General features: G+C 65.3%; 9 protein-coding genes and 1 pseudogene. 8 read left to right on the top strand and 2 right to left on the bottom strand.

The annotated features are described in order from the left end of the window. Positions 1-58: 58 nt before the first annotated feature. The 6 genes and pseudogenes from sdhC to HUJ28_06465 all read left to right on the top strand — a co-directional run bounded on the left by sdhC (position 59) and on the right by HUJ28_06465 (position 4,382). Entirely contained in the window at positions 59-454 is a 396-nt protein-coding gene (sdhC, locus tag HUJ28_06440; GenBank protein ID MBD3619090.1) for a succinate dehydrogenase, cytochrome b556 subunit, read from the top strand. Further along, entirely contained in the window at positions 451-792 is a 342-nt protein-coding gene (gene sdhD / locus HUJ28_06445; GenBank protein ID MBD3619091.1) for a succinate dehydrogenase, hydrophobic membrane anchor protein, read from the top strand. Before sdhC ends, sdhD begins: the two co-directional genes overlap by 4 nt. Continuing rightward, a complete protein-coding gene (gene sdhA, locus HUJ28_06450; protein MBD3619092.1) occupies positions 789-2,552 on the top strand; it encodes a succinate dehydrogenase flavoprotein subunit in 1,764 nt (587 codons plus the stop codon). Before sdhD ends, sdhA begins: the two co-directional genes overlap by 4 nt. A gap of 2 nt (positions 2,553-2,554) precedes the next feature. Then, entirely contained in the window at positions 2,555-3,256 is a 702-nt protein-coding gene (locus tag HUJ28_06455; GenBank protein ID MBD3619093.1) for a succinate dehydrogenase iron-sulfur subunit, read from the top strand. Position 3,257: 1 nt separating this feature from the next. Beyond that, complete coding sequence (locus HUJ28_06460; protein MBD3619094.1) at positions 3,258-3,497, top strand: succinate dehydrogenase assembly factor 2; 240 nt, start codon at positions 3,258-3,260, stop codon at positions 3,495-3,497. 46 nt (positions 3,498-3,543) lie between these two features. Continuing rightward, positions 3,544-4,382: pseudogene (locus HUJ28_06465) on the top strand (NifU family protein). Positions 4,383-4,454: 72 nt separating this feature from the next. Here HUJ28_06465 and ppsA read toward each other — a convergent pair. Both ppsA and HUJ28_06475 read right to left on the bottom strand, forming a co-directional pair. Next, positions 4,455-6,848, bottom strand: a complete 2,394-nt coding sequence (gene ppsA, locus HUJ28_06470; GenBank protein ID MBD3619095.1) for a phosphoenolpyruvate synthase — start codon at positions 6,846-6,848, stop codon at positions 4,455-4,457. A gap of 37 nt (positions 6,849-6,885) precedes the next feature. Continuing rightward, positions 6,886-8,520, bottom strand: coding sequence for an alpha-D-glucose phosphate-specific phosphoglucomutase (locus tag HUJ28_06475; protein ID MBD3619096.1), 1,635 nt, complete (start codon positions 8,518-8,520; stop codon positions 6,886-6,888). 78 nt (positions 8,521-8,598) lie between these two features. Between HUJ28_06475 and HUJ28_06480 the strand changes: the two genes are divergently transcribed. Together HUJ28_06480 and iscR are read left to right on the top strand one after the other, a co-directional pair. Further along, complete coding sequence (locus HUJ28_06480; protein MBD3619097.1) at positions 8,599-9,087, top strand: DUF1249 domain-containing protein; 489 nt, start codon at positions 8,599-8,601, stop codon at positions 9,085-9,087. A gap of 191 nt (positions 9,088-9,278) precedes the next feature. Continuing rightward, a complete protein-coding gene (gene iscR, locus HUJ28_06485; protein ID MBD3619098.1) occupies positions 9,279-9,761 on the top strand; it encodes a Fe-S cluster assembly transcriptional regulator IscR in 483 nt (160 codons plus the stop codon). The last annotated feature ends 71 nt before the right edge of the window (positions 9,762-9,832 follow it).

Genomic DNA, 9,832 nt, shown 5'->3' on the forward strand with positions numbered 1-9,832 from the left:
CGCAGGGGGCTCCCGGTCGGATATCGATAACAAGCAAGAACGAAACAGGAGTCCACGCATGAGCCGCCCGGCTCGGCCCGTCTATCTGAACCTGTTCAAGCTCCGCCTGCCGATCCCGGGGGTGGTGTCCTTTCTGCACCGGGTCTCCGGTGTGCTGCTGGTACTGTTCATCCCGGTCTCGATCCTCGCCCTGGAACGCTCCCTGAGCGGGCCATCGGGCTATGCCCAGGTGCAGGACTGGCTGGGACATCCGCTCGGCGCCCTGCTGGCCCTGCTGTTCCTCTGGTCGCTTGTGCATCACCTGCTCGCCGGTATCCGCTTCCTGCTGCTCGATCTCGATGTCGCAATCGAGGCCCGGCCGGCACGGATGACGGCCTGGGTCGTCCTGGTGGCGGCCATCCTGCTCGCGGCGGCGCTGGCCCTGAACTGGCTGGCCGCGGGGTGGCCCGCATGAAGGGCGGATTGCAGGGGCTGTCGGCCTGGGTGGTGCAGCGCGTCACGGCGGTGTACCTCGCGCTGTTCGGGCTGGTGGCACTGGTCGTGCTGCTGCTGGGCGGGCCCCGTGACTTCGCTGCCTGGCAGTCACTCGTCGGCCATCCGGCAGCGTTGCTGGCCATTGCCCTGTTCTATGTCGCGCTGCTCTGGCATGCCTGGATCGGCGTGCGCGACGTGTTCGTCGATTACCTGCATGTCTTCTGGATCCGCCTGACGGCCTATGTGCTGCTGGTGGCCTTTCTCATCGGTTGCGGCCTGTGGGTCGCCCGCGTTCTCATCCTCGCGACGCTCTCATGACACTGACCCGGCGAAAATTCGACGTACTCATCATCGGCGCAGGCGGCGGCGGTCTGCGCGCCGCGTTGCAGCTGGCGGATGCAGAGGCCAACGTGGCCGTGGTCTCCAAGGTGTTCCCCACGCGCTCCCACACCGTGGCCGCCCAGGGCGGGGTGAATGCGGCGCTGGCCAACGTGCTGCCGGACAACTGGCACTGGCACATGTTCGACACGGTGAAGGGCAGCGACTACCTGGGTGACCAGGACGCCATCGAGTACATGTGCCGCGCCGCGCCCAAGGTCGTCTACGAGCTGGAACATTCGGGCGTGCCGTTCTCGCGCCTGGACAACGGCAAGATCTACCAGCGCCCCTTCGGCGCGCAGAGCCAGAACTTCGGCGGCGACCAGACGGCGCGCACCTGTGCCGCGGCCGACCGCACCGGGCATGCCATCCTGCACACCCTGTATCAGCAGAATGTGCGGGCGCGCACCCACTTCTTCGACGAATACTTCGCCGTCGATCTGCTCAAGGACGACGAGGGGTACATCCTCGGCGCGCTGGCCTTTTCCATCGAGACCGGCGAGCCCATCGTCATCGAGGCGAAGACCACGCTGCTGGCCACCGGCGGGGTGGGGCAGCTGTTTCGCACCTGCACCAATGCCCTCATCAATACCGGCGACGGCATGGGCATGGCCCTGCGTGCCGGCATCCCGCTGCAGGACATGGAGTTCTTCCAGTTCCATCCCACCGGCATCGCCGGCAAGGGCATGCTCATCACCGAGGGCGCGCGCGGCGAGGGTGGTTACCTCGTCAACAGCGAGGGCGAGCGCTTCATGGAGCGCTACGCGCCGCACGCCAAGGACCTCGCCAGCCGCGACGTGGTGAGCCGAGCCATCGTCACCGAGATCCGCGAAGGACGCGGCTGCGGGCCGGACAAGGACTACGTGCTGCTGCGTCTGGATCACCTCGGCGAGGAGGTGAACATGTCGCGCCTGCCGGGTATCCGCGAGATGTGCCTGACCTTCCTCGGCCTCGATCCGGCCAGGGAGCCGATCCCGGTCTATCCCACCGCCCACTACACCATGGGCGGCATCCCCACCAACCGGCACGGGCAGGTGGTGGTGCCGGTGAAGGACACGCCGGAGGATCCGGTACCTGGTCTGTACGCGGCCGGGGAGTGCGCCTGCGTGTCGGTGCACGGGGCCAACCGTCTGGGGGGGAATTCCCTGCTGGATATCCTGGTGTTCGGCCGTGCCGCCGCCAATCACATCATCGATTACCTGGCCGAGCACCGGCATCATCGGCCGCTGCCCGAGGCGGCCGTCGAGCAGGCGATGGAGCGGCTCGCGCGCTGGGACCGCAAGGGCGAGGGCGAGACCGTGGACGGTCTGCGGCGCGAACTGCGCAAGGTGATGGAAGACCACTGCGGGGTGTTCCGTACCGAGGCGGTGATGCGCGAAGGGCTGGACAAGGTGAAGGCCATCGCCGCGCGCCTGGACGACGTGCGGCTCACCGACCACAGCCGCGTGTTCAACACCGCACGCGTGGAGGCACTGGAACTCGAGAACCTGATCGACTGCGCCCTGGCTACGGTGACCTCGGCGCTGTATCGCACCGAGAGCCGTGGCGCACACTCGCGCATCGATCATCCGCAGCGCGACGATGTCAACTGGATGCGTCACAGCCTGTATTCCAGGGAGACGGACAGCCTCGACTACAAGCCGGTACGCACCAAGCCGATGACGGTCGATTCCTTCCCGCCCAAGGAGCGCGTCTACTAGCCATGAAATTCTCGATCTATCGCTACAATCCGGAGACCGACGACAAGCCCTACATGCAGGACTTCGAGTTGCCGGAAGCCGAGGTGCGTCCGGGCATGATGCTGCTCGAGGCACTGCTGCTCCTGAAAAAACAGGACGAGACGCTGAGCTTCCGGCGCTCCTGCCAGGAGGGTGTGTGCGGCTCGGACGGGATGAACATCAACGGTCGCAACGGCCTGGCCTGCGTCACGCCGCTGGCCGATCTGAAACAGCCGGTGGAGGTGCGCCCCTTCCCGGGCATGCCCGTGGTACGCGACCTGGTCGTGGACATGGAGAACTTCTACCAGCAATACCGCAGCACGAAGCCCTATCTCATCGCCGACGACCCCATGCCCGAGGTGGAGCGCATGCAGACGCCGGCAGAGCGCGCCGAGCTCGACGGACTCTACGAGTGCATCCTCTGCGGCTGCTGCTCCGCCTCCTGTCCCTCCTACTGGTGGAATCCGGAAAAATTCCTCGGCCCGGCCGCGCTGCTGCAGGCCGCCCGCTTCATCAAGGACAGCCGCGACCAGGCCACCAACGAGCGCCTGGATCAGCTCGACGATGCCTTCAAGCTGTATCGCTGCCACAGCATCATGAGCTGCCAACAGGTCTGTCCCAAGGGGTTGAACCCGACGAAGGCCATAGGCGACATCAAGAAGCTGATGCTGAAGAAGTCCGTCTGAGATGGACGAACTGGGTCGTCTGCGCTGGCAGTGCCGCCGCGGCATGCTGGAACTGGATCTGCTGCTGCGCCGTTTCGTCGACACCGCTTATGCCGGTCTGGACGGCGCTGAGCGCAACGCCTTTGCGCGGCTGCTCGACTACCCCGACGACACCCTGCTGGAACTGCTCATGGGCCGCATGACCTCCACGGAAGGAGAGATCACCCGTGTCATCGAAAAGATACGCGCCGCTCAACATTGAACTCGCCCCCTCCCGGCCGCTGGCCGCGCTCCTGATCCTCGGTACCCTGGCGAGCCTTACCGCCATCGGGCTTGCCGGTCTGCCCTGGTGGGCGCAGCTGCTCGTGCTGCTGCTGGTGCTGGTGTCGTTACGCACGGCATGGCAACGCCATGTCCGGCCCGTGGCCGCGGGGGCGGTGAGGCGTCTGGGGCGTGATGTGCAGGGACGCTGGTGGGTCGAGACGTTGCGTGACGGGCGGCAGGCCGCGGAACTGCTGCCGGGCAGCACCCGGTTTCCGGGGTTGATGATCCTGCAGTTCAGGACGGCCGATGCGCGACGCACGGAGGTGCTCCTCACTCCCGGCCGCACCCCTGCCTGGCGTCGTCTGTGCGTGGCGCTGCGTCACGAGACCCGGGCCGGCGCGGGGTAACCGGATGCTCCCCGGGGTCTCTGTGCCGGTCGGGACTGATATAATGCTCGCAGTCCCACACGTTACGACACGATCTCATGCCGACCGACCAGGAACGACTCGAAGCGCTGCTGAATCCCGATCCCGATCATGTCTATTCGGAGGAGGAACTCGATGCCATCGAGGCCATCGATGCCGAGCTGGCCCTGCGGCTGGATCGTGCGCAGACGCTGGCGCAGCGCGAGGCCGGTGACCAGCCGACGGATGGCCCCATCGATGAGGCCAAGGTGCGGGCGGCAGTGGAAGAGGCGCGCAAGATCCTGATGCAGGACGGCGGGGATATCGAGTTCGTGGCCATCCAGGACCGTATCGTGCAGGTGCGCCTGAAGGGTGCCTGCGTGGGCTGTCCGCGTTCCACCCTGGATCTGAAGAACGTGGTCGAGCGCCTGATTCGCAGCAAGGTGCCGGGCGTGGCCGGCGTGGCGAATACCTTCTAGCCTTACCGGCCAGCAGATCGCTGGCGCCTTTCAGCAAATCCGGGGGCCGGCCCTGTCGGCCCCCGGATCGTTTCAGCCCGCCGCGCGTTCCGTCTCCAGCACCGTCTCGATCATGGTCAGCAGACTGTCGGGGTTGAGCGAGATGGACTGGATGCCCTGTTCCACCAGCCAGCGGGTGATCTCCGGAAAGTCCGAGGGCGCCTGCCCGCAGATGCCCACGTACTTGCCCCTGGCGTTGCAGGCCGCTATGGCCATCTCCATGAGCCTGAGCACCGCCGGGTTGCGCTCGTCGAAGCCCACCAGCAGACCGGAGTCGCGGTCCACGCCCAGGGTGAGCTGGGTGAGGTCGTTGGAGCCGATGGAGAAGCCGTCGAAGTGTTCGAGGAAGTCGTCGGCGAGCAGGGCGTTGGCCGGGATCTCGCACATGAGATAGACCTTGAGGCCATTGCGGCCGCGTTCCAGCCCGTCCTTCTTCAGGATCTCGATGACGCGTTTTGCCTCGTCCACGCTGCGGGCGAAGGGGATCATGATGGCGACGTTGTCCAGCCCCTTGTCTTCGCGCACGTTGCGTATGGCCTCGCATTCCATGGCGAAGCTGTCGGCAAAGCTGTCCGAGTAGTAGCGTGAGGCCCCGCGAAAGCCGAGCATCGGGTTTTCCTCTTCAGGCTCGAAGGCCGGGCCGCCGATCAGCGAGGCGTACTCGTTGGACTTGAAGTCGCTCATGCGCACGATCACCGGCTTGGGATAGAAGGCGGCGGCAATGGTGCTGATCCCCTCGGCCAGTCGCTCGATGTAGAAGCGGCGGCGATCCGGATAGCCGGCCGAGGCGCTGTCGATGGCCTCCCGGGTTTCTTCGTCCAGGCTGTCGTATTCGAGAAGGGCGCGCGGATGCACGCGTATGCTGTTGTTGATGATGAATTCCAGGCGGGCGAGACCCACACCCTCGCAGGGCAGGTTGGCGAACTTGAAGGCCTGGTCGGGGTTGCCCACGTTGAGCATGAGCCTGGTCTTCGGCTTTTCCAGCTTGCGCAGGTCGATCTTGCGCGACTCGAACTTCAGTCTTCCATCGTAGACATTACCGGCATCGCCTTCGGCGCAGGAGACGGTCACTTCCTGGCCGTCCTGGATGTTGAGCGTGGCATCGCCGCAGCCGACGATGGCGGGAATGCCGAGCTCACGCGCGATGATGGCCGCGTGGCAGGTGCGGCCGCCGCGATTGGTCACGATGGCCGCGGCACGCTTCATCACCGGTTCCCAGTCCGGGTCGGTCATGTCGGTGACCAGGATCTCGCCGTCCTGTACCTGGTTCATGTCCGAGGCATCGAGGATCACGCGTGCGGGTCCGGCGGCGATACGCTGTCCGACGCTCTTGCCCTGCACCAGGATCTCGCCGCTTTCCTGGAGATGGAAGGTCTCCTGGAAGGCGGCATCCAGTTGCGACTGCACGGTCTCGGGGCGGGCCTGTACGATGTACAGCTCCTTGGTAATCCCGTCCTTCGCCCATTCGATATCCATGGGACGTGGACTGCCCGCCAGCTTCGAATAGTGTTCCTCGATGATCATGCCGTAGCGGGCGAGGGTGAGGATCTCGTCGTCGGTGATGCAGAAGCGTTCGCGATCGGCGCGTTTGACGTCGACGTTATGCGTCGAGGCCCCAGCCAGACTGTCGCTGGTATAGATCATGCGGATCGCCTTCTCCCCCAGCTGGCGCTTGAGGATGGGGCGCTTGCCCTGGGCCAGGGTGGGTTTGAAGACGTAGAACTCGTCCGGGTTCACTGCCCCCTGTACCACGTTCTCGCCCAGCCCGTAGGCGCCGGTGATGAAGATCACGTCGCGAAAGCCGGACTCGGTATCCAGCGTGAACATCACGCCCGAGGAGGCGAGGTCCGAACGCACCATCTTCTGCACGCCGATGGAGAGCGCGACGTCGTGATGCGAGAAGCCCTGGTGCACGCGATAGGAGATGGCGCGGTTGGTGAACAGCGAGGCGAACACGCGTTTGCAGGTCAGCAGCAGGTTCTTGTCACCCCGGATGTTGAGATAGGTCTCCTGCTGGCCGGCGAACGAGGCGGTGGGCAGGTCTTCCGCCGTGGCGGAGCTGCGAACGGCAACGTCGGTGTTGGCACCGTATTCCTTGCAGAGTTCGGCATAGGCCTGGCGGATTTCCTCCTCCAGGTCCGGCGGCATCTCGCCGTGATTGATCATGTTGCGAATGCTAATGCCGGTACGCGCCAGGGCGTCGACATCGTTGGTGTCCAGCCCCTCCAGCGCCTGGTTGATGCGTTCCACCAGGTGGTTGTGCTCGATGAAGCGCCAGTAACCTTCGGCGGTGGTGGCAAAACCGTTGGGTACGTTGACACCCTTTTCCGTCAGCGCGGAGTACATCTCGCCGAGCGAGGCGTTCTTTCCCCCCACCAGGGGGACATCGTTGATACCCAGTTCGCTGAAGCGGCGAATGTATTGCATGTCGTTTCCTCGCGGCACGTGAGTCCGTGTCGGATGCTCAGGTGATGACGGTCGGTTCTTCGCGGCCGAGCCGCTGCCTGAAGTCGGTGAGGCGATCGGCGATGGCGATGAGCCCGGCCAGCGCGTCCTGCGTATCGATGTCCTGCCGGGTCGGGTCGGGCTCATAGCGCTCGATATACAGGCGCAGCGTGGCGCCCTGGGTGCCCGTGCCGGACAGGCGGAAGATCAGGCGTGAGCCGTCGGTGAAGACGATGCGCAGGCCCTGGTGTTCGCTGACACTCTCGTCGATGGGGTCGACATAGGCGAAATCGTCGGCCAGCGCCACGCGGTAATCGCCGTACTCGCGGCCGACCAGGTCGGGCAGGCTGGCACGCAGGTCCTCGATCACGGACTGGGCCGCCGCGCCGTCCACGCCCTCGTAGTCGTGACGGGTGTAGATGTTGCGACCGTATTGGCGCCAGTGGGCGCGTACGATCTCCTCCACGGACTGCTGCCTGATCGCCAGCAGGTTGAGCCAGAACAGCACGGCCCAGAGGCCGTCCTTCTCGCGCACGTGATCGGAACCGGTGCCGAAGCTCTCCTCGCCGCAGAGCGTGATGCGATGGGCGTCGAGCAGGTTGCCGAAGAACTTCCAGCCCGTCGGCGTCTCGTAACAGGGCACTCCCAGGGCCTCGGCCACGCGGTCGGCTGCCTGGCTGGTGGGCATGGAGCGGGCGATGCCGCGTATGCCCTGGCGATAGCCAGGCACCCGATGGGCATTGGCGGCGAGGATGGCCAGGCTGTCGCTGGGCGTGACGAAAAAGCGTGGGCCCAGGATCATGTTGCGGTCGCCGTCGCCGTCGCTGGCGGCGCCGAAGTCCGGCGGCGAGCGTCCCCACAGGCTGTCGACCAGCTCGCGGGCATAGGTGAGGTTGGGGTCCGGGTGGCCGCGGCCGAAGTCCGCCAGCGGTTCGCCGTTGATCACCGTGCCGGGTTCTGCGCCCAGGCGGTTCTCGAGGATCTCTTTTGCATAGGGGCCGGTCACCGCGTGCATGGCATCGAAGCGCATGCGGAAACGCCCCGAGTTGAAGAGCTGATGGATGGCGTGGAAGTCGAACAGGTGGGCCATGAGGTCGGCGTAGTCCGTCACCGGATCGATGACCTCGATACGCATGTCACCGAGCTGCTGCTCGCCCAGGCTGTCCAGCTCCACGTGCCGGGGGTCGACGATGCGGTAGCCCTGGATGCGTTGCGTTTCAGCGTAAATAGCCTCGGTGAGCTTTTCCGGGGCCGGCCCGCCGTTGGCCGTGTTGTACTTGATGCCGAAGTCGCCCTCCGGGCCGCCGGGATTGTGGCTGGCGGAGAGGATAATGCCGCCGTCGGCACTGTACTTGCGGATGATGCAGGAGGCCGCCGGCGTGGACAGGAGGCCGCCACGTCCCAGCAGCACCCGCCCGACGCCATTGGCGGCGGCGATGCGCAGGATGGTCTGGATGGCCTCGCGGTTGTAGTAGCGCCCGTCACCGCCGAGCACCAGGGTCATGCCCTGGGTATTCTCCAGTGTATTGAAGATGGCCTGGACGAAGTTCTCGAGGTAGTGGGGTTTGCGGAAGGCGGAGACCTTCTTGCGCAGGCCGGAGGTGCCGGGGCGCTGGTCGGTATAGGGGTGCGAGCTGATGGCGTTGACGTTCATGGACCCGCTCTTGTTGATCGTTTTCATAGACGTTAGCAAATCCGGCCGGGGCTGTCTGCTGTGATATGATCGGCTGCCATGCTGATCGACATCCCGCGCACCCGGCCACTCACGCCGCAGCCCGAGAGTTTTGCGTCGCTGATGGAACTCTACGAGGCGAACTACATTCGCCTGCGTCAGCTGTGCCCGGACCTGCACCGGATCGAGGGTGAGGCCGTCTCGCGGGTGAGCGGCTGTCTGGACCTGCACCTGCAGGTGCTGGAGACCAGCCGGTTCACCAGCACGGTGCTGCTTACCTACTACCTGCCGGACGAGGAGGGCGGCCAGCGTGCCGATCCGAACGTCGTCGTGCGCATGTATCACGATGCCCACCAGGCCGAGGTGCTGAGCCGCGTGTGCCGGGTGCGTGACGCCCGGGTCAGCGCCCGCCAGACCGACGTGGATTCCGCCCTGCTGTGCAAGTGGCGTCTCAACCGCTTCCTCTACAAGTGGCTGGGCTACTGCCGCCTCCAGGGCCACTGCTTCGGCCTGGCCAATCCCGAACGCCGCGCCCTCGGCGTCGGCTGACGCCCTCTTCCCCTCCAGAACCCTTCTCCCAGGCCGTTTCCCCGCCGGTAGCGAGCCCGGCACCGGCCGGTGCCCGTCATTTGCCTGCGCCGTAATTCTTGACTGTATTAGTCAGTTTTTGTATAACGGAACCCTAATCCCGACGTAATTAGTCGGTTTTTCGCGCCACTCACCACTGAGAGGACAAGCACATGAAACTGTCAACCAAAGGCCGTTATGCCGTGACGGCGATGCTTGATCTGGCCATCCATGATCGCGTCGGACCGGTGACCCTGGCCGATATATCCCAATGCCAGGGGATTTCGCTGTCCTATCTCGAACAGCTGTTCGCCAAGCTGCGCAAGGATTCCCTGGTCGAGGGCGTGCGCGGTCCGGGTGGCGGCTACCGCCTGGCGCGCCCCTCGGATCAGATCTCCATCGCCGAGATCATCCATGCCGTGGACGAGAAGGTGGACGTGACCCGCTGTGGCGGCCACGAGGACTGCCAGGGCGGCGAGCGCTGCCTGACCCACGAGCTGTGGAACGACCTGAGCCAGCAGCTGTACGACTTCCTCGACGGCATCTCACTGGCCGACCTGGTCGACCGCCCCGACGTGCGGGAGATCGCCCGCCGTCAGGACGTGCGCAGCCAGCGCGACCGCGCCTACATGATGCTGCGCAGCACGGCGGCATAAGGAGCGCGGGTATGGCCATCAAGCTTCCGATCTATCTGGATTACTCGGCGACGACGCCGGCGGACCCGCGC

Source organism: Chromatiales bacterium (assembly GCA_014762505.1).
Classification (GTDB): Bacteria; Pseudomonadota; Gammaproteobacteria; order SpSt-1174; family SpSt-1174; genus SpSt-1174.

Excerpts from the sequence above, each read along its gene's own strand:
- sdhC (MBD3619090.1), top strand. The coding sequence starts at position 59 with ATGAGCCGCCCGGCTCGGCCCGTCTATCTGAACCTGTTCAAGCTCCGC.
- sdhD (MBD3619091.1), top strand. The coding sequence starts at position 451 with ATGAAGGGCGGATTGCAGGGGCTGTCGGCCTGGGTGGTGCAGCGCGTC.
- sdhA (MBD3619092.1), top strand. The coding sequence starts at position 789 with ATGACACTGACCCGGCGAAAATTCGACGTACTCATCATCGGCGCAGGC.
- HUJ28_06455 (MBD3619093.1), top strand. The coding sequence starts at position 2,555 with ATGAAATTCTCGATCTATCGCTACAATCCGGAGACCGACGACAAGCCC.
- HUJ28_06460 (MBD3619094.1), top strand. The coding sequence starts at position 3,258 with ATGGACGAACTGGGTCGTCTGCGCTGGCAGTGCCGCCGCGGCATGCTG.
- ppsA (MBD3619095.1), bottom strand. The coding sequence starts at position 6,848 with ATGCAATACATTCGCCGCTTCAGCGAACTGGGTATCAACGATGTCCCC.
- HUJ28_06475 (MBD3619096.1), bottom strand. The coding sequence starts at position 8,520 with ATGAACGTCAACGCCATCAGCTCGCACCCCTATACCGACCAGCGCCCC.
- HUJ28_06480 (MBD3619097.1), top strand. The coding sequence starts at position 8,599 with ATGCTGATCGACATCCCGCGCACCCGGCCACTCACGCCGCAGCCCGAG.
- iscR (MBD3619098.1), top strand. The coding sequence starts at position 9,279 with ATGAAACTGTCAACCAAAGGCCGTTATGCCGTGACGGCGATGCTTGAT.